Annotated in this window: 15 protein-coding genes; 5 read left to right on the forward strand and 10 right to left on the reverse strand. The window is 42.4% G+C overall.

Going from position 1 to position 18,896, the window contains the following annotated elements:
* Nucleotides 1–27: 27 nt before the first annotated feature.
* The 5 genes from WJU16_RS03050 to WJU16_RS03070 all read right to left on the reverse strand — a co-directional run bounded on the left by WJU16_RS03050 (nucleotide 28) and on the right by WJU16_RS03070 (nucleotide 7,406).
* On the reverse strand, nucleotides 28–1,932 hold the full coding sequence (locus tag WJU16_RS03050) for a hypothetical protein (RefSeq protein ID WP_341836856.1): 1,905 nt from the start codon (nucleotides 1,930–1,932) through the stop codon (nucleotides 28–30).
* Between the two features lie 32 nt (nucleotides 1,933–1,964).
* Nucleotides 1,965–4,607: a hypothetical protein gene (locus tag WJU16_RS03055; protein ID WP_341836857.1), complete on the reverse strand. Its 2,643-nt coding sequence runs from the start codon at nucleotides 4,605–4,607 to the stop codon at nucleotides 1,965–1,967.
* Between the two features lie 202 nt (nucleotides 4,608–4,809).
* The gene (locus WJU16_RS03060) at nucleotides 4,810–5,421 is read right to left on the reverse strand and encodes a hypothetical protein (RefSeq protein WP_341836858.1); all 612 of its coding nucleotides are present in this window, start codon (nucleotides 5,419–5,421) and stop codon (nucleotides 4,810–4,812) included.
* Between the two features lie 18 nt (nucleotides 5,422–5,439).
* A complete protein-coding gene (locus tag WJU16_RS03065; RefSeq protein ID WP_341836859.1) occupies nucleotides 5,440–6,831 on the reverse strand; it encodes a hypothetical protein in 1,392 nt (463 codons plus the stop codon).
* A gap of 167 nt (nucleotides 6,832–6,998) precedes the next feature.
* Nucleotides 6,999–7,406, reverse strand: coding sequence for a hypothetical protein (locus tag WJU16_RS03070; RefSeq protein ID WP_341836860.1), 408 nt, complete (start codon nucleotides 7,404–7,406; stop codon nucleotides 6,999–7,001).
* Nucleotides 7,407–7,653: 247 nt separating this feature from the next.
* Here WJU16_RS03070 and WJU16_RS03075 point away from each other — a divergent pair, with 247 nt between their 5' ends.
* Complete coding sequence (locus WJU16_RS03075) at nucleotides 7,654–8,226, forward strand: hypothetical protein (protein ID WP_341836861.1); 573 nt, start codon at nucleotides 7,654–7,656, stop codon at nucleotides 8,224–8,226.
* A 13-nt stretch (nucleotides 8,227–8,239) separates the two neighbouring features.
* Here the strand turns inward: WJU16_RS03075 and WJU16_RS03080 are convergent, their stop codons facing one another.
* Complete coding sequence (locus tag WJU16_RS03080) at nucleotides 8,240–8,833, reverse strand: hypothetical protein (protein WP_341836862.1); 594 nt, start codon at nucleotides 8,831–8,833, stop codon at nucleotides 8,240–8,242.
* Between the two features lie 338 nt (nucleotides 8,834–9,171).
* Between WJU16_RS03080 and WJU16_RS03085 the strand changes: the two genes are divergently transcribed.
* From WJU16_RS03085 to WJU16_RS03100, 4 genes are all read left to right on the forward strand, one after another.
* A complete protein-coding gene (locus tag WJU16_RS03085; protein WP_341836863.1) occupies nucleotides 9,172–9,543 on the forward strand; it encodes an AraC family transcriptional regulator in 372 nt (123 codons plus the stop codon).
* 350 nt (nucleotides 9,544–9,893) lie between these two features.
* Nucleotides 9,894–10,391, forward strand: a complete 498-nt coding sequence (locus tag WJU16_RS03090) for a hypothetical protein (RefSeq protein ID WP_341836864.1) — start codon at nucleotides 9,894–9,896, stop codon at nucleotides 10,389–10,391.
* Between the two features lie 39 nt (nucleotides 10,392–10,430).
* Nucleotides 10,431–10,736, forward strand: coding sequence for a hypothetical protein (locus tag WJU16_RS03095; protein ID WP_341836865.1), 306 nt, complete (start codon nucleotides 10,431–10,433; stop codon nucleotides 10,734–10,736).
* 151 nt (nucleotides 10,737–10,887) lie between these two features.
* The gene (locus tag WJU16_RS03100; protein WP_341836866.1) at nucleotides 10,888–11,166 is read left to right on the forward strand and encodes a hypothetical protein; all 279 of its coding nucleotides are present in this window, start codon (nucleotides 10,888–10,890) and stop codon (nucleotides 11,164–11,166) included.
* Nucleotides 11,167–11,496: 330 nt separating this feature from the next.
* Here WJU16_RS03100 and WJU16_RS03105 read toward each other — a convergent pair whose 3' ends face one another.
* The 4 genes from WJU16_RS03105 to WJU16_RS03120 form a co-directional block, all read right to left on the reverse strand.
* A complete protein-coding gene (locus WJU16_RS03105; RefSeq protein WP_341836867.1) occupies nucleotides 11,497–12,915 on the reverse strand; it encodes a RagB/SusD family nutrient uptake outer membrane protein in 1,419 nt (472 codons plus the stop codon).
* 20 nt (nucleotides 12,916–12,935) lie between these two features.
* On the reverse strand, nucleotides 12,936–16,202 hold the full coding sequence (locus WJU16_RS03110; protein WP_341836868.1) for a SusC/RagA family TonB-linked outer membrane protein: 3,267 nt from the start codon (nucleotides 16,200–16,202) through the stop codon (nucleotides 12,936–12,938).
* Nucleotides 16,203–16,868: 666 nt separating this feature from the next.
* The gene (locus WJU16_RS03115) at nucleotides 16,869–18,077 is read right to left on the reverse strand and encodes a FecR domain-containing protein (protein WP_341836869.1); all 1,209 of its coding nucleotides are present in this window, start codon (nucleotides 18,075–18,077) and stop codon (nucleotides 16,869–16,871) included.
* 147 nt (nucleotides 18,078–18,224) lie between these two features.
* Nucleotides 18,225–18,821 (reverse strand): RNA polymerase sigma factor, encoded by a 597-nt coding sequence (locus WJU16_RS03120; protein ID WP_341836870.1) that lies wholly within the window; start codon nucleotides 18,819–18,821, stop codon nucleotides 18,225–18,227.
* Nucleotides 18,822–18,896: the final 75 nt, after the last annotated feature.

The following is an 18,896-nucleotide window of genomic DNA, read 5'->3' on the forward strand; positions in this document are numbered from 1 at the left end:
GCGTAAAATCGCGAGAAGTGGCGCCGCTTATAGTAAACCAATCTGAACCGTCCAATGAATACAACCACTGGTATTGATAAGAGCCACTCCCCCTTCGGCGGGATTTATTCCGATTACCCCGGGTGAAGTGCCAGTAGCAATGACTTTGTTGCCAGGAATAATAGTTCCCGCAACCAGTTGGTTCAATACTGAAATTTTCCAAACATTTGAAAAAGCGACAGAAACGGCAGTTACTTTCCTTCTGAAGAAAGTAGTTACAGTAAGACCAGGAGCATGATAATCCTGATTTGTTGCCGCGACAATATTGGTCCAATTTAAGCTATCAGATGATCGTTGCCACTGATAGGATATCGGGCCACTTCCTCCAGAAGCAACAGTTCCGCTCAAATAAGACGCATCATTATAATTTTCAGGGAACGTGGCTCCGGAGATAGTGCCTGCATGCAATTGTGGGATTACTGTCACCACGCTGGCATTGCTAAATACTGCGGTTGAACCATTGCTGGAAACCGATCTGCGAAAATGTGTGGTTGCAGACAAGGCGCCAGGTGTATAATTATTACCCGTGGCTCCGGACACAGCGCTCCATGAAGAGCCATTAGGTGATTGCTGCCATTGATAGTCAAAGGATCCATTTCCTCCTGTTGGCTGAGTACCGGTGAGTTGGCCAGGGGACATATTGTAACTCACAGATATTGTGGAAGGTGAAATAGTGCCTGGCTGAACCTGCGGCAAAACTGTAACTGTACAGGTGTTTGTCTCAATTGCCGTGGCTCCATTACTGGTTACGCTTCTTTTATAGTAAGTCGAGGCCGTCAGATTTCCAGGCGTATAATTGATAGCTGTTGCCCCTGAGATCAGCGTCCAGTTTGTGCCATTGGCAGATTGATGCCATTGATAGCTGAAAGTGCCGTTGCCGCCGGAGGGTATTGTACCGGTGATCTGACCTGGCGAAGTCCCGTAGTTAATCGTTACGGTAGCTGGGGATATCGATCCGGGCTGTATCTGTGGCAGTACAGTTACTGTACTCACGTTGCTCTCCACGGCGGTGGATCCGTTGCTGGTGACTGCCCGCTTGTAATAGGTGGTAGCTGTCAGATTCCCCGGAGTATAATGAATCGCGGTCGCCCCTGAAATCGGTGACCAACTTGTGCCATTGGCCGATTGATGCCATTGATAGCTGAAAGTGCCGTTGCCGCCACTAGGCGACGTGCCTGTGATTTGACCCGGCGAAGTACCGTAGTTGATAGTAACGGCAGTTGGGGATACCGATCCGGGCTGCACCTGCGGCAGCACTGTGATATACGCTGAGTTGCTGAATTCAGTAGCAGATCCACTGACCGCTGCACGCCGGAAATAAGTAGACTGTGTAAGTAATCCAGGCGTATAATGTTGATTGGTAGCACCACTGATGCCAGTCCATGTACTGTTATCTGAAGACTTCTGCCAATAATACGTGTATCCTCCAACACCACCGCTGGGTAAGGTGCCTGTTAACTGCCCTTGGCTCGTATTGTAATTAATGGTCGCCGAGGTTGGAGAAATCGAGCCGGCTACAAGGGGCGAAGCAATAGTTACTACCACAACATTTGACCAATCGGCAAACTGCGTTGCGGTCTGCTCGACGTAAAGCCGAAACCACGTGGTGACCGTCAGCGCCCCCGAAGTATAACCCGATCCGCTTGTAGCTCCTGAAACAGGCGACCATGTAGAGCCATTGTTTGTAGACTTTTCCCATTGAAAGCTATAACTGTAGGGTGGCGGACCAAAGCCGCCAATGGGCGCTGTTGCCGTAAAGGCTGTGGGGGTAGCGCCGCTGGCGATAGTTTGTGTCGCGGGACTAACGGTACCGGAATAGACCTGCCCCACCACTATGGTAGAACAAAACAAGGATATGATAAAACTAAAGATGACTTTTATGTTGGTGTTCATTTTATACCATTTTCGATAAAAATTGCACTTTCTTATTCGCTGAATCCGAACTGATATTCTGCTTTCTTAATGATGTTACGGTTCTGATCCCGTACCAGCACGAGTCTGCGCAATGCGTCGTACTCGAAATACATCATTCTGTTGTTAGGAGAGCATTCGCAGATCATTCCCACCATTGGCTCCATGCATCGGGTGGTCATTTGCCCGCCCACCGGATAAAGCCGAACTTCATCGAGGAGCCCTGTGCCTGACAGTACAACCTGCGCAACGCCACTGACCCGATGGGTAAAACACCGCCACGCACCGGCCTGCAATGTCATTTGCGCGCTCCCCTGCGTGCCGGCGACAGCAAAAGCAGAAGCGTTTTTCGTCCAATAAGTAAGTACATATTCCGCACCGGTGTTCAGGCCAGATTTGGTAAGGTTGCCGGAAGAAAGCTGGTAACATGCATTGCCGGTCAGCCCTTCGGTAGTGATCCGGGCAGTCGCCCCTACCGTCCAAAGGCCATTGCCGTCTTCCTCAAAAGAGGTATAGGCACAACTTCCACTGTCTGCCCCCCATATCTCCGCAATTGGATACATCGACTTATATCCCCATATCACCGTTTTTTTGAGATTGTGCTTTTCCTGCATTTCTATGATGTTACCGTAAGTGTCATACTTGTCATAGCTCAACCGTTCTTCATAGTTGGGGTCTTTTACCAGCACGCCACTTCCGTTGATCGTGCTACTTATAAATGAACTCAGGGTAATGGGAGCAGCCAGTCGCAACCCATATACTTTTGCAGGCAGTGGCATATCCGATCGGTAGGTAGTAAGCGTTGCGCCGACGACGTAATCTACCCCACCAACTTTTTTAATACGGACGACCTCTATGGGCACGAATAAATTTGTATCGGCCACCTTTCGGATACCCAGTGCATCGCCGGCAGTCGCAAGTCCACGGTTGGGATAGTCTTTTGCAAAAACCACCTGATCCCGTATACTTTGCCCTTCGCTATCAAATTCCTCCACAAGTGTTTGTTGATAATGACTGCTAGAAGTATATCCCAAATTCTTCACGTTGGTAATCGTATCATTGGTAAAGAGCCTGGTCGTACTAGAATTCTGATAGAACTGCACAGTAGCAATTGGAACCGAATTCATGCGATAGGATGTAACGCCGTTCGGCCCGTAGATAGTAGCATTACAGACATTGGAATATCCTACGCGCAAGCCCGGCATATAGCCTTCCCCTCCAGCAGTAACATATGTATTGGTATCCAACTGAACCAGGTCATATCCGGAAACAGTCTTTTTGTATGTCCGCTTACTCAGTAGATTCCCGGCCTCCCAGGAAGCATAGAATGGCATCACCTGCGGTTGTACCATCTCACCGCCTTTTGTGTCGCTACTTAGCATATAACTATAATCGATTTTCCCTCCCCTTCCACTTGAATCATAGAGTTCAGTTACTTTTCCATATTCTATTGTTGCACCCACAAAAGGCGCAACGCTTTCAGATGCGATAGTATATTCTGTACCACAGGGAAGACAGTTAAACTGATCATATAGCCAGCGATATACCGAGGTAATATAGTAGGGTACATTGCGCAGCCTGACATTCTGCAGGCTGTCATGGTAGATGTATTCCTTTATAATAGGCGGATTGACTGATGATGAATCGCGGCTTACCACCTTCTTGATCCGAAGGCCAGGTAACTCAAACGGTGGCTTTAACGCGGAGGTATCCATATAAGTATATGTCAAGGAAAAAAAGCAGTACAAATCAGTCATAGGACTAGCATAAGTATCCTTTCCAGTGTTGCAGCTCCAGTTATACGTTCCGGCAGGCAAGGTTACAGGGCGGGTCGCAGTGCTTACGGGAGGTAAGGAAGCTACGCTATTAAGCGCTGATTCAAGAGCACTTACTCCTGCGGATGGGCCTGTAAAATCGATATCGGAGTCCCATACATAACCGGGATCCAGTTGTCTGTAAAAATTAAAGTCAAGTAAGGTTGTTGAATCCAGTGTAAATGACCCGGACCATGTTCCGGCATTCCTGCTATCTCCGTTGGCAACCGAGGCTGTCACAACAGGAAAAGTATTGGTTGGCCAAAGTAGAAACGGAGATAAGTTGTCGATGGAACTTTTATATTTAACCCTCAGCTGATTAGGCTCATATTCAAATGAGGTAGAGCCTCCTGTTGGATACCTGATTTCAGAAAGTACACCCTCTTTACTAAAAGCAGCATTACTTGTCCTGTTGGCACTGCCCTGCGGAAAAAGCTCTAATGATGCCCAATTAGCATTCGGAAGCGCTGTGCCGTTGGACGCCCCATTGTAATATCCCCAATGATCAACAGAAGATGTAAAAAAGTCAACATTACCTCCAGGGAAATATTTGAAATCCCATCTGCGACCAGCTGTTGCTCCAACCTGTTCCTGTACAGCATCGAGCTTCAGTTTTGCATTGTAGCTTTGGACGAAGTTGAATTGGCTCACAATTTTTCCGCTATTATTAACGACTTTGAATCCGGCCAATGCAGGAATACCACTGGTATTAAAAATACCCATATCCGCACGATTCCCTGCTGTCTTTATGAATTTTACATATCCTTCATCGAATACAATCGAATCCAATAACAATACGGATTGATCAATGTGAGTGCTGCCGTAAGCAAAATCGTTACTCATACAGTCATACGGCAAATGTGATGAAGGCATATACTTTTTTACCACATTAGTGGTGTTATAGTTGTAGGAGTAGAGATTATAAGTGTAACGAATTAACCTACCTCGGTTAGTGATAATTCGGGTGAGCATATATGTTATCCCAGCACCATACTGCCGCATATCTATGTCTGAATTATCTGAAGTTGACCCACCTTCCGCTATTTCAAAAAAACTGATTTCCTTCAATATCGAGCACCTTAAATCCTCCAGTGATCATTGAGATTTTTAAATCGGATTTAGGGCTGAGCACCACCCGTTTCAAAGTATCGAAGTAAAAGGACTGATGTGTTCCCATCAGTGACAGATTGAACCGGTCAAACTCCATTTCCTTCGTCTGGTCCATCACCTCTTCAAACAGGTAGAATTGTTGGGTAGCATCCAGCAATCCACGGCGGTAATTGCTGATTTGGGGCCAGTTTGTAATGACGCCCCCGGCAGAAAAATCGTTTAGCCCTCTTTCCTGCCAGGAGATGCTTCCTCCCACCATTAGACTCCAGCCATACCCAATCCAGGAAGCAATTTCTTTAGGCTGAAACCCATTACATTGATAAGAAAGGTCAATTTTTAAAGGTAGTCCACCAATATCAGTAGCAAAAAGTGGTATATTAATTTGTGGTTGCCCCGTACTTGGCGACACTGGAATATCGCCGTACTTATCAAAAGCGGCCACATTTGGGGACTTTGGTGATAGTTGGGGCAATGAAAAGTTTTGAGCACCCGCCGGCAGCACCCCGACCAGCGTCAGTGCTACAATAAGCAGTAGATTTCGGTTCATAAAATATGTAAAGGAGATTTAAAAACTGTATCCAATCCTAAATTTTAGCGCCTGCCGACCCTGACGGGCCGCCATCGCATCCCATAACAATTGAACTTTCGCCCGTTTTGAAATTTTACTTTTAAGCGGCACAATACTTGTCAGTCCCATCAGTGCACTTTTTGTCCAATCGCTAATATCCATTTCAGGAATTAACGCCGATGATATCGGTTGATAATTATATTCAAACCCACCGGTCAAGAAAAATGTACGCCATGCCTTCACGTCGACAAAGGAACGTAATCCCATACCCTGGCTACTTAAACGAATCCTACGCCAACTTTCCCCCCAGCCCATTTTATAGCTGAGACCTATACCAACCACGCTTTTCTCATTTAATTTATATCCGACGGATACTCCAAGGTCTGAAGTAGCCGGTAGACTGCTTTTTGATGGGAGGCTCTGAAAGTCACTTCCATATTCTAATCGCTGAAGAAATGTCTTGGTTCGGGTGGTGCTCGGTTTAAATGTTACGGCTTCCATGTCCTCATCAGATAAGCCGCCAACTTTATTAACCTTCTCCTGAATGTTTTTAAGTTCCGTATACCCGGAATTAATGCTTTGACTTAGGATATCTGGCCCACGTGGCCCCGCCATAGCAGTTCTCTGCTGAAGCAATTCAAAGACATCTGATCTGGTCTGCAGTCCGGCTGCTACGGACGACACTTGTTCACCACCAGGTAATTGAAATAAACTCGCTAATTGAGAGTGTTTTCGAAAAAATTCCTGAAATATGGGAAACTGTTTGGCACGATGAAGTAGATCGACAGCTGAGCGCCCTGGATTCTCCAATTCCGTGCGTATAGATTCCGCACGGCTTCGCCATTTTGAAAGCATATCTCTTAATTGTTTTGCTTCCCTCAACATACCATTGGACAGCAAAAACGATTGATATGCGTCCTTCTGCTGTTTAACCCAATTCAAAACGATCGTAGCCTGAACAAGTTCTTGATTTCTGAGTTGTAAATGTTTCAGAACGACTGAAAGGGCGTCCTGTTGTGAGGGAGATATTATAATAGATCCAGATTGGGCCAGCTTATTCAGAATTTGAAGCGAATCCAACTTACCAATATACTGCGCGGCGTCAAAACCTTTCAAATTCCGCAAAACGCTATTCAGGCTGTCAGTGGTGGAAATATTTATCCTGGTCCAGGTTGAATTATGAAGGGAGTCATTTTGGGCAAGTCTCTTCTTACAGCGCAGCTTGATCCGTGCAACTGCTCGCTCAATCTGGCGAACAGACTTTGCAAAATCGCCATCTCCTACAAGATGCGTCCGTTCTATGGCAGGCCCGTTAGTTTGATCCTGTGCATTTGCAAATGGGCTAGAAATTAATAACAGCAGGCTAAGCACACATATCAGTGCTTTCATAAGCAATCGGTTAAAGGTGATGTATGCTGTTGGTTGGAGATGCGAATTAACGTTAGTTCTTCGACACCCTTTAACCGTAAAGGTTTTAAACTAACCGAAATTGGGATAAAACATATTTATTACGCATAAACCGGTAAAACTGGCCTTCAGGTAAATCAATCCGATGGTCAATACCTCAACTCTTTGAGCGTCCAAGCAAACTTTGCTGGAATAGCCCTATCGTTGAAATAAGGTTTCAAATCAAATGAGTACTCACACAACATCTCCTGGCTGAGTGGGATATCAGCGGAAATTCGGTTTAGTGCAATTCGTGCTATATGCGCTATTTTTTCCCGGTACCAAGGCTGCTCATATAATTTATCACCCAGAATTCTTTTATCACTTTCCAGATAAACAAAATTGAAAACTTGACGATTAATACCAGCGGGGTACAGCGAATCTCCAGTTGAAAAATTTAAAAAATTACTGACAATGCGAGTTGGTAATGGCTCTTCTCGTGTAAATATCACTGAAAGCGGCTCTGTTTTAGTGCAAGAAAGGAACAATGATAATCCCAGTAAGTGGATGATCTTCATAATGATAGGTTTAATGGAATGCCTTGTAAATTCAAAGTATGGCCAGCATAGGTTGCTACCAAATATACGGCTATTCCCTTTTATCTGGATTTTCAGTTCTCAACTCTCAAAGAGCGAGTTTACCGAACTTTCGTATTGCAGCTAAATCAAAACATGATATTTTGAAATCGCTTCCCATTGCCCTCATTAGAAAACAATATTGACCTTAAAATTAAATTCAAGGAGAAATACCGAAGGTACAACTTGCATGGGCTGGACATTTATTGTAACTATACATATTAATCCGTTCCCTTCAAATACGCTTAACAAAGAAAATCAAAAAATAACCTTATCAGCAATGAACGGAAATCCCACACCACAACCCACTCGCAGAAAAATGCTTACGATGCTCCTATTCATTATGACCCCGATAAATATTTTCTGCATCTTGTATACTGGGTTCAATATTTTCAGTCCAACTTTACCAATACAGGATCTCATTGGAGCACAAAAGGGATATTATAAACCAGAAGAAATAATAAAGGTGGAACAGGAAGCGATAAACTTCCCAAAAACCAATACAGTTTTATCCTATTTCAAAGTTGATACCGTATTTGCTGGATTAGAAAACAAGGAATACTATGCCTCAACTATCAGACTGGGCAATATACACCCATCTCAACCCATAGTAGTAACCGTAATCTACAAACGATCTTTCCTGGATTTCGATCCTCTTGTTGCGTCGTTTGAAGTACCACCTAACGCATGGACAATGGGCTGGACACCCAAACATCGGATTTTCGACTTCAGCTCAACTAGACTAATCCCCCGCTGGAAATGAAATACAACTGCCGCTACTTTTCGGGCAGTGACGGAAAAACATACAATTCGACCTCTTCATCTGGAAGCGTTTGCTCAACAAGATCAAATCCCGAGCTCATCAATATTGCTGATCCAAGTAAATTTGAAGATAGTATCGTCGTCCACACACGAGGAACCCCTTCTTTTTTCCACCAATCGCATAGTGCACGTATTGCTTGCTTTTGCAAAGCAACTAACGTAACCTCCGGATCAAAGTGTATTACCATGCAGTAATCACCTTTTTGTACCATCGGGCTCAGCAACGAAATATCAGACAACCACTCCTCAACTATATCAACCTGCATAATGGGCCGCTCATCACAGAACAACATAAAGGCTTGTCCCTCCTCACCTTTAGCCAGACAAGACAAATGTTCGGATAATGCCTTAACGAGGCTAGAAAAATCAGCGACTGGCCCCCAGAACGCACGTTTCCATTTTACTACTTCAGAAATATCTGAGGGAATAAAAACTCTTTTGCAGTAAAACTGCCTTCCTTCAATGGTCCTTCGCCAAAGGGGCTCCTGGACTTCAAAGGCATTATAGGATGAAGTAAGTGCCAACATGATGCAATTATTCCAATTCATGACGCGATAAGGTTTATCGCTACCGGAAAAACCCGTACATGGTCATACCTTCCAAAAAAGGAGACCATAAATAACCAGAGCATTAATTTGGGGAATGGGATTGAAAAGAAATAATGCAGTAATATCGGAATTCCTGTAGAAATTAAGGTCGATTACGTTGAAGTTCCTATGGCGTATTTACCACCTTTATTCAACTAATACATGTTTTCCATGGTATAGTAATACAGGTTTCCATGTATCACACAACCCCATAACTCCCACTCTGCTGCCAGAAAAATGGTAGTTTTATTAACATTAAACCTTATCTGATCTTCCTGGCGTCCTGCCAAACCCTCACTATGGGAGATCATCACCCTTTTATTGCACTTATGGTGATGAATGAACATGACAGAATGCAAATCCTGAACGTGATTGAGAAAATGCGCCGAAATCTCCAATATGATCATCCACTAGAAGATCTAGCAGGATATTCCGGCATGAGTGTTCGCCGGTTCACTGCATCCTTTCGTATGGTGACCGGATTCGCAGTACAACAATACCTAATCTACATGCGAATGACAAACGCAGCAGAACTCCTCACAAATACCAATTTGCCAATTACTACAATTGCTAAGAAAACTGGATACAGTAATAAAAGCGCTTTCAGCAGAAAATTTAAATCAATTATTGGCATGAAACCAATGGATTATAGAAGACTGAATAAGGGTTAATCTGTAGCAAAAAAAGATTTGCCGGATCAGCACACTATGTCGCGGTAATTTGCATTAAGAAAAAGATACGCACTTCGACAAAATGAAAATGGATGATATCCCTCTCATCATCCCACGGCGCAGACAAAGAAATTACAGAATACTGCCCAAAAATAAATTTCAAAGGCTAGTCACAGGCATTATTATGCATAGGCATTCCTGTGCAATAGATCCAGGGAGGAATTCCAACCTAAAAAGCATATCTGGTTACAGATCATATAGGAATGGTTGAGGTCCAATTAGTCTTTTTCCTGCGTCCCGTTCCAGAACGGTCTGGGACGGATGCAGGTACTTTCAAAACCTTGTCTGTTATGAAACAATTCTTCTGCTTGATTTTGCTCGCGTATTTAACAGTGTTATGCGCATGCAAGAATGAAAAAAGGGATACAATTCCAAAAGTAAAACAGCTTCCTACTTTTGAAGCGCTAGAACTTGATAGTGTAACCATATACTCTACTGAACACTTAGGAATAGATTCTCCTACCATTATAATTTACTTCGATCCGGACTGCCACACATGCCAGGACGAAACTAAGATGATTACGAAATACATAGATGATTTGAAGCACACACAGATTCTAATGCTCAGTATTGCCGGAACAACTGACACGAAAAAATTTGTAACCGAATACGATCTCCAATATTACAAAAACATAAAAGTAGTAAAGGACAAAAACTTTTCGCTCTACAATGTATTCAAACTTCAAGAAGTACCCTCTGCTGTTCTCTATACTAAAAACAAACAGCTTGCTAAGATATTTCAAAGAGCACCTACTCATAATGAAATTGTTGAAATATTAAAACTGTAATAATCTCTAAATTTTCATTCACACCTAAACTACTTTTTTATGAGAAAATCAATAGTATTTACTCTGGCTGGAGTGTTAATATTTACGTGTGGAATTTTCGGAAGGGAACTCTTTTTTGGACATAAACATTTTCATCCATTTGCCCAGGCTAACGAAATGTACGGAAAAAGCCCATCTACTGGAATTTGCAAACGACTCATTGTTTGTTCGAACTGCATGGCACTTGAGTTTCAAAAAGGAATATCGGGCGGGCAGGCCAATGTTATAGATGTGACAGGTAACACGTATACCTTATGGGAAGATGCCACCTGCTCCACCACCCAAGTAAAAATGGCCGCTTACTGAACCTATTGGATTGAGCCCATTTTGATTGAGGTGTATTGATAATGCAGAAAACCAAACATATCATTCAGATTATCCTTAAACATTTCAATTACTTTATAGGGATATGCCGAAACCCTTTAATAGTAGGCAAAAACAATTAAACTTTAGTTTTATGAAAAAAATGATCATGAGCTTCCTCGTTGGAGCAGCAGTTGTTGGAACAGCATTCGCAGCTGACAGCTATTTCGCACAAGCAAACCAATTCTATGCAAAAAGCCCTTCCACTGGCATTTGTAAAAGAATTGTTTTAGCAAACAGTGTACTGGCAACAGAAGTCCAAAAAGGCATCGCAGGAGCTCAAGCCACATTAACTGATGTTACTGGTGACGTATATACAATCTGGGAAGACGCAGCTTGCAACACAACTCAAGTTCAACTTGTGGCATTCTAACAAAAAATATTTCAGGGGCATGTAGCCCCTGAAATTCATTAAATATAATCTAATGAAATTAATTATTAAATTGACAATTGCAATAATTCCCTGTATTGTTGTCACTGCAAGCATCAGAACAACAAAACTTGTTCAGGCCACAGAAATTTATGCGCTCAATACATCAAGCGGTATCTGCTGTCGCATAATTCTTTCTTCAAACGTACTTTCACCGAATTTCCAAAAAGGTGTTCTGGGTGCACAAGCTACATTAACTTCCGTATCCGGAGACATATTAACACTCTGGGAAGATCCATATTGCAGCTTGATTCCTATAAGATTTATACCTTGCTAATTGTAACCAACATTTTGCTTTAATGAAACATTTCGTAGTAACTCCTCAAAGGGCAAAGGAAAAACCCTACGATACGATTCCCACCCAGTCTTGTTAGCCAAATTGACACTATCTATTAGCCCCCATCTTCTCAAGTCTTGCCAACGGTGCCCAAGTTCCGAAAACAACTCATGTCTTCTCTCCTCCACAATCGCAAGAAAGAGTCCTTCTAAAGCAATATCCTCTGGCAGATCTTGCAAACCCGCTCGATTCCTAATTCTATTTAGATCTTCTACTGATCCCGATAAATCACCCTTCCTAAATAGACATTCAGATCTTATCAAATAAATTTCAGCCAGACGTATCAATGTGTAAAATTGAGGCACATCCACATTGGGCCTACCCATACCAGTCCCCAACCTATACTTTCTAGGATATTTATAGTACTTCCCTAAGTACTTTGCACTATCAATCCATGCAGACTTTCTTTGATCCTCGCTTTCAAAAGACGAAAGCAATCCTACACTAACTAAATAACGAGGTGCTCCACCTACACCCGGAATCAAATATGCAGCCTCTCCTGTAACGCCATATGGTGGCAAGTTACTATCCGCATGTAACTGTAAAATTATCTCAATGTTATTTTTATTAAACACTAGGCTGGGATGATCTGCCAACCCGTATAACTCTGAATTGCTAATGATATCATTACAGTACTTTAAAGCAGACTCATAATTCCCCTCAAACAATTCCAACCGAGCAAGTAAAGCCATTGCTGCATAACGGTTTGCTCGTACCCTTTGGCCTTGAGCAAAGCTGTAATCAATTGGCAACAATCTCACAGCTTCCAATAAATCTGCTCGAATCTGGTTTATTACATCCTCTCTCTTACTCTTTGCAACATTAATATTATTTCTGAAATCAGATTTCAGGATTAAAGGAACCTCGCCAAAATTAGAGGACAGGTAAATGTATGCTAAAGCCCGGATAAATTTAGATTCGCCAGTTAATGATTGTCTTATTGAATAAGTCAATCCTTTTGAAACATCCAATTGTTCAATAGACAGATTTGCGCTGAAAATCATTTGATATAAATATTGCCAGAACGAAGAAACTATTATACCATTCTGTGGAGGTATTCTTCCTGTATAAAACTCGTAAAATTGATCCTGCGTATTGCTTGCGATCAACTCATCAGCATATAAACCAAGAGCAATAGTTTGAATACCATTAGAAAAAATCCCATTTCTACCGCTCATTAATCGATAAGCCCCCATTACCGATGCAGTTGCAGTAATACTATCAGAAAAAGCAGTTTCGTTAGTTATTGTCTGAACGGGTGGATCAATCTCCAGAATTTTATCACACGATGATATAATTAGTGAGATCAACAATACAATAAAAAGGTTCGAGTATTTTAACATCCAAGTAGTCATAAGAAAAAAGGTTAAAAAGGTTATAAGGAAATTGAAAGACCTCCATCTATGCCGGTTAGTGGAGGTAGGAACCCGAATCCTTGAACTTCAGGATCACTACCCTTATACTTTGTGAATAGGAGCAAATTCTGACCTCGAAGGTAGAATTTCAAATTCTTCAACTTCGCCCAATTACTCAAAGTCTTTGGAGAGTAGGATATAAATAAATTTGCCAGTCTAATAAAGGATGCATCCGTATACTTACCCGTTGAATAGGTAAACAAGTTGTCTGACTTATCTGGACTAATTATTGCTCGTGCATATGGCGCATCATCTCCAGGTTGCCTCCATCTTTTTAGCGTTTCACGCGGAAAATTCACTGGCGCTCCAAGCCATTGACTCGTATACAATGCATTTGTACCGATCCCATTTCTGAAATTAAATCTCATACTCGCCTGAAAACTTCTATAGCGGACATCAAATCCAAACCCTCCATCACATTTAATATTCAAATCATAAAATGTCCTATCATCAGTTGGGCCCGGGAATACTGATATTTCACCATCTTTAATTACATCCTCATATTCATATAGACCATTCATTTTATTAACTCCTAAAAGTTTCAAGAGCTTCACCTGGTTCAATGTATTTCCGACCACCAGAAAATTTGCGTAAGGAGTTGATTCAATTCCTGGAAATGAAATTAGCTTGTTGCGGTTAATCCCTATTGTCCCAGAGAAAGTAATCTCGAAATCACTCCGCTTTACAACCACCACATTAACTCCTCCTTCAAATCCAGAATTCTGGACGACAGCCGGAAAATTCGACATTACATCGCGAAAACCCGTTGCAAAAGGTAACTTATAAGACAAAAGTTGATTACCACTTCGATTTTGGTACCAAACAAGATCAAGTAAAATCCGATCAGAAGTAAAACCCAAGTTTAATGCCGCTTCCAATTTCCTGTCCGATTGCCATCTCAAATCGGGATTCGCATGTCCGACAGGCTGATAAACTCCTGTACCCAAATAATTTGCATTATTGCTAGTCCATCTAGTTAAATACAAGTAATCTGAAATATTATCAGAACCCGTCACTCCATAACTAACTCTAATCTTACCAAAGCTAATAGCCTTCTTTGCCTTTTCTAAGAATCGTTCTTGACTAAAAATCCACGCTGCGCCTACGGCTCCAAAACTCCCATACCGATGTTCAGCACCAAACCGAGACGAACCATCTCTTCTACCAGTGAGCGTTATCAGATACCGATCCAATAAATTGTAATTAAGACGCCCAAATGCAGCAGAGTATTTGTACTCTCCAACATTATCCTTTCCGGATACAATTGCGGCATTAGAAATACTTCCTAGTAAATTATCATTCGTATACCCGTCTCCGTTAACTGTATTACCCGACTGATTCACATACTGGTATGTAGCACCAACTATAGTTGTTAATGTTCCTTTTCCAACTGAACTCTTGTATTCTAGCATTGGTTCATAGATCGTTCTATTTCCTGTATTATTACCGAAATAGCTTGAGCCCATAGGTGTAAAGGCTGGATTTTGAGACGCTATTGGCAATTTGAAGTTCTGCTGAAGATTATGATTAGAATAGCCAACAGATAAACTAGCTTTCAAACCTTTAATAATATGGTACGAGACACTCAAATTACTATTCAGAAAACGGGTTCTTCCAACATAAGGCTGTCTTACGGGCCCAAAAGTGAATAAGTAAGATACAGGCTCCCAGCCTGAAAAATTAAGCTGACCATCGTCCTTAAAAATTGGTGGAGCTGTTGGTGGTAAATCAACACCACCACCCAAAGCGATATTCTCATTCTTTGAGTATGTATATAATGCTGTCAATTCAATACCTAATTTATTATCTAGAGTTTTATGACCCATATTCGTTGAAAAAGAAACACGCTCGTCAAATCCACTAAATGTGTTCAATTGTGTTGACCTGTCATATCCGCCAGAAATACGATAGTTATTGTATTTATCCCCTCCGGACACTGCTAACTTATACTGAGATGTTTGAGCTGCCTTACCCCAGAAAGTTTTCTGCCAATTCGTTTCTCTAGTCGTATCCCAAACTAAATAATCATAAGCATTGGTAGGCGTTGCTTCTTCACCGCTATTGATAAAGGCTTCCCTTCGAAGGTCAATATATTCCCTGGTAGAAAGCATCTCATAAAAGTTTTTAACAAACGAAACACCATGAGTTAGACTTCCATCAATTGCTGTTTTTCCAGGCCTCCCCTTCTTCGTTGTGATAAGTATGACACCTTTCCCACCCCTGGAACCATAAATCGCTGTAGCTTCCGCGTCTTTCAACACTGACACAGACTCAATATCATCGGGAGAAATACTATATAGTGGACTCTGCCCATTTGCCGGTGTTAAAAAGCCATTCTGAACGAAACCAGTAGATCCAGTGGCATAGCCACCACCACTACTGGTATTTAGAACTGTTAAAGGCACTCCGTCTACAATTATTAAAGGTTCAGAAACACCATCACTTATAGAGGTTCTGCCACGAATTTCAGCTTTAAAAGGTGCTGAAGCAAAACCCGACGTTTGTGAGATTACGAGTCCGGCAACCCTTCCTTGAAGTGCCTGCATTACGTTTGCAACTGGCTGCCGTTCAATTTCCTGGGCCGTTACTGTTGATATATTACCAGTTGCCAAACGTTGTGTTGTCAAACCGTAACCTTGCACCACTACCTTATCGAGTTGCGCGGCAGCTGCCTTCAGATAAATAATGACAGGCTGAACACCGCCCTCAACTGTTTCATTTTTAAACCCTGTATATGTAATCAGCAACTTCCGATTTGCCGAATTTCCTTTTAGTCGAAACTTCCCATTGGCGTCAGTTTGTGTGCCGCGTGCAAGCGTCAATATACGAACTGTGGCTCCGGGAAGTACAACACCTTTTTCATCCATAACTTGGCCAGTAAATTCAATCTCACCAGTTGTATCGATGGATATTCGGGGTAACTCATTGATTTCGCTCAATGATGGCTCAATAATTATTACTCGATCTTCCAATTCCTTAAAAGTGAGTAGTTGCCCATGCAAACAAATTTTCAAAGCCTCCAAGAATGGAAGGTCTTTTATCGAAACCGTAACTGGCTTGCTTACCCGAATAACGGACTCCCCATAAAAGATGCCAATATCAGCTTGCTTTGCGAGGTGGTTTAACACTTCGCTTAACGGGCGGTTCTTAAAGTGCAGGGAGACGTTTTGTGCCTTTGCCAAAACGCTGATTTGAAATACTACACAGAGGATCACGGTGAGCTTCATAACCCTTAGAGTTTGAGACAAGCCATGCCGCACTCGGCCTTGACCAGGTGGAAAAAAATGCATAAATTTCGGTTTGGTGATCAGTTAAGTTTTAACCAAGTTTTGCTGTTTCGCCTATCCACTGCCCGGGCCGCGAACCTGGGCAGTTTCTTTTGGCATTTTCTGGGTGTTACCAACAACATTGGACAAAACCGACCATTTTACCTGGTCGGGTAGGATTAGGCCTAAAAGGCATCTTTAAGCTCTGAATCTATCCCTCTGACGCAGCCGAACAACATGCTGGGCAAAAGGCTATAACAATGAACAATGCACAGTATCTTAAAAGACTTTAGGGTAATAATGACGTTGATGATTGGAGATTTTGGAAATGATACACCCGGGTAATTATTCACGCTTTACCCGCGGCGGAGAAAGGAGGTATAATATATTTACATGTCTAAGAATGCGCAATTGTTCAATCTTTACGTTCACGACGCTACTAATTTTGGTTTCCCGCCTGATAGTTCCAAAAGTATTTGCGGCTGGCACGACTACCACCGCCACTTATGAGGAACGTTACATATCCGTGTTCGAAGTGGATAGGTGGATTCGGTGCACAGGTATTGGAACAAATACCGGAGCACCAATCACAGGCTTAATGGCATTTTGATAATTGATTCTACTAATTTATTTTGATCTGGTTACAGTTACTTTCCGTTCAGCAGTATTAAATTTAAACTGAACACCTCCATTCCTCTCCAAAAAAGTCAACACCTTTTCTAGCGACATACTCCTTTTAAAAGATCCTGTATATTTGTCCAATACTGGATCTCCTTCGTATTCGACGCGCACATCATACCATCTAGACAACGATTCCATGATAGGTCCTATACTTTCATTATCGAAGAAGAACCTGCCATCCATCCAGGCTAGCGTTTTCGATAAATTCGCTTCCTGTATGTCCAAATTCCCGTTGTTTAGGAAAGATTGTTGGCCAGGTTTCAACATTTTCTCCTCATGCCGATACGATACCTTAACGCTTCCTTCTGTCAATGTAGCGACGACGTCATCAATGTTGTACGCAGATATGTTGAACTTTGTTCCGAGTACCTGCACTCTTGTATCTCCAGTGTTCACATAAAAAGGCGAACGGCTATTGGGCTTAACCTCGAAGAAGGCCTCACCCTCCAATTTTACACTGCGCAAGTTTGGTTCGAATCGGGTAGGAAATTTTAACACGCTGTTCGCATTCAGAAAGACTTTTGTACTATCGGGCAGCAGGATCGTGTATTGGCTGGATCGCGGGGTCCGGAGTTCATTGAAGACCTTCTCCCCTTCAGCTCCTGGATTGTAGACGACGGAGTTACCTTGCTTCGAAATCAATGTCCCACTTTCATGCAGGGTATCTGCTCCAACTGATTGCAGATAAACTTTCCTCCCACCTTTCAAGGTAAGGACTGCATTATTCTGTAAAGTATCCGTTAGCGGATCGACCGCTGAAATGATGGTATTATCGGTTTTTTTATTGTTGATGTTATTGAAGACAATTGCAGTTATCGATACAAAAACGATAATGCAGGCTGCAGCCAAATACCAGTTACGTGATATCCATACGTAAAAAGTCACTGGGCGCCGTAGACCGACTTCTGAAAAAATTCGATTTACGGCATCGTGCTCCGTTTCTTTAATATATGTATCCAGTCGCAGCTGGCTCCTGATTTCGGGTACCCAATTCGAAACATCGTTCCCCTTTGCAACTACCTTTGCCCTCAGTTCCGGCGACTGAGCTACCCAAAGATCCAGCTCCCGCTGCTCCTCTTCGGACAAACTGGATCCCTCGGCCTTAGATTTCCGAATCAGGAAAACGATTCTTTCAATATCGAATATTTCCTCCATAAGACAGGTTTATCAAAGCACTTCTACCAGAAAGAAGCTGCGATTGAATGTGTATTTATATATATAACCTGAAAAACGGGTTGTTTTACCTATGGTAACGCGACTTTTTTTAAGAAATTATTATCTTTTTTTGGCTGGATAGCTTTTTTAGCTGATAATGTTCGACTTAGATATGCAGTAAAGTATTAACGCAACAACGGCTTGCTCTTTTCCGAATTGCCCACGGAGCAATTCCTTAGCCTCATAGTGGATATTATAAACGGTTCTTACGGTTATGCCTAGCTGTTCGGCGATTTCTTCTTCACTTTTATCGGAAAGTATAAGCTTCATCACCTCTTTCTTCCTCCTGGGAAGCTTCTCAATGGCCAGCATCACCTCAGCAAAGAGCTCGGCGTTCACAAGCTCTGTTTGCAGGTCAATTCGTATGGTATCTTCTGAGAAAGCACCCGATATCTTAGCCAGGCGCTTGGATTCAAGCCCTCTTTTCTCCAACCTGGTCAGGCAGTTATTATGAACAACCTTCTGTAGAAATTTAAAGATTGTACCGCCGGCACCGAGATCTTCTTTCTTATACCACAACTTCATAAATGCGTCCGATACCACCTCATCCGCCTCCGTTTCTGACTTCACCAAGTGATAAGCTTGCCTGATGAAATGAGGCCGAAGTTGCCGGATGATAGAGGAGAAGGCTCTTTCATTACCTTGCTGAAAGTTCGAAATAATATGACGACTTAATTCTTCCATACGTGAATTAACTGCGTTTGAGAATCTGCTCAAACCAATCGGAGGATAAAGCAATGGTAAGGTGCGTTTCTATTT

This window comes from Chitinophaga pollutisoli (genome assembly GCF_038396755.1).
Classification (GTDB): Bacteria; Bacteroidota; Bacteroidia; order Chitinophagales; family Chitinophagaceae; genus Chitinophaga; species Chitinophaga pollutisoli.

What these genes read in the sequence shown, in the direction of transcription:
- WJU16_RS03050 (WP_341836856.1), bottom strand. Translation starts at nt 1,932, where the DNA reads ATGAACACCAACATAAAAGTCATCTTTAGTTTTATCATATCCTTGTTT.
- WJU16_RS03055 (WP_341836857.1), bottom strand. Translation starts at nt 4,607, where the DNA reads ATGAGTAACGATTTTGCTTACGGCAGCACTCACATTGATCAATCCGTA.
- WJU16_RS03060 (WP_341836858.1), bottom strand. Translation starts at nt 5,421, where the DNA reads ATGAACCGAAATCTACTGCTTATTGTAGCACTGACGCTGGTCGGGGTG.
- WJU16_RS03065 (WP_341836859.1), bottom strand. Translation starts at nt 6,831, where the DNA reads ATGAAAGCACTGATATGTGTGCTTAGCCTGCTGTTATTAATTTCTAGC.
- WJU16_RS03070 (WP_341836860.1), bottom strand. Translation starts at nt 7,406, where the DNA reads ATGAAGATCATCCACTTACTGGGATTATCATTGTTCCTTTCTTGCACT.
- WJU16_RS03075 (WP_341836861.1), top strand. Translation starts at nt 7,654, where the DNA reads ATGGGCTGGACATTTATTGTAACTATACATATTAATCCGTTCCCTTCA.
- WJU16_RS03080 (WP_341836862.1), bottom strand. Translation starts at nt 8,833, where the DNA reads ATGAATTGGAATAATTGCATCATGTTGGCACTTACTTCATCCTATAAT.
- WJU16_RS03085 (WP_341836863.1), top strand. Translation starts at nt 9,172, where the DNA reads ATGGGAGATCATCACCCTTTTATTGCACTTATGGTGATGAATGAACAT.
- WJU16_RS03090 (WP_341836864.1), top strand. Translation starts at nt 9,894, where the DNA reads ATGAAACAATTCTTCTGCTTGATTTTGCTCGCGTATTTAACAGTGTTA.
- WJU16_RS03095 (WP_341836865.1), top strand. Translation starts at nt 10,431, where the DNA reads ATGAGAAAATCAATAGTATTTACTCTGGCTGGAGTGTTAATATTTACG.
- WJU16_RS03100 (WP_341836866.1), top strand. Translation starts at nt 10,888, where the DNA reads ATGAAAAAAATGATCATGAGCTTCCTCGTTGGAGCAGCAGTTGTTGGA.
- WJU16_RS03105 (WP_341836867.1), bottom strand. Translation starts at nt 12,915, where the DNA reads ATGACTACTTGGATGTTAAAATACTCGAACCTTTTTATTGTATTGTTG.
- WJU16_RS03110 (WP_341836868.1), bottom strand. Translation starts at nt 16,202, where the DNA reads ATGAAGCTCACCGTGATCCTCTGTGTAGTATTTCAAATCAGCGTTTTG.
- WJU16_RS03115 (WP_341836869.1), bottom strand. Translation starts at nt 18,077, where the DNA reads ATGGAGGAAATATTCGATATTGAAAGAATCGTTTTCCTGATTCGGAAA.
- WJU16_RS03120 (WP_341836870.1), bottom strand. Translation starts at nt 18,821, where the DNA reads ATGGAAGAATTAAGTCGTCATATTATTTCGAACTTTCAGCAAGGTAAT.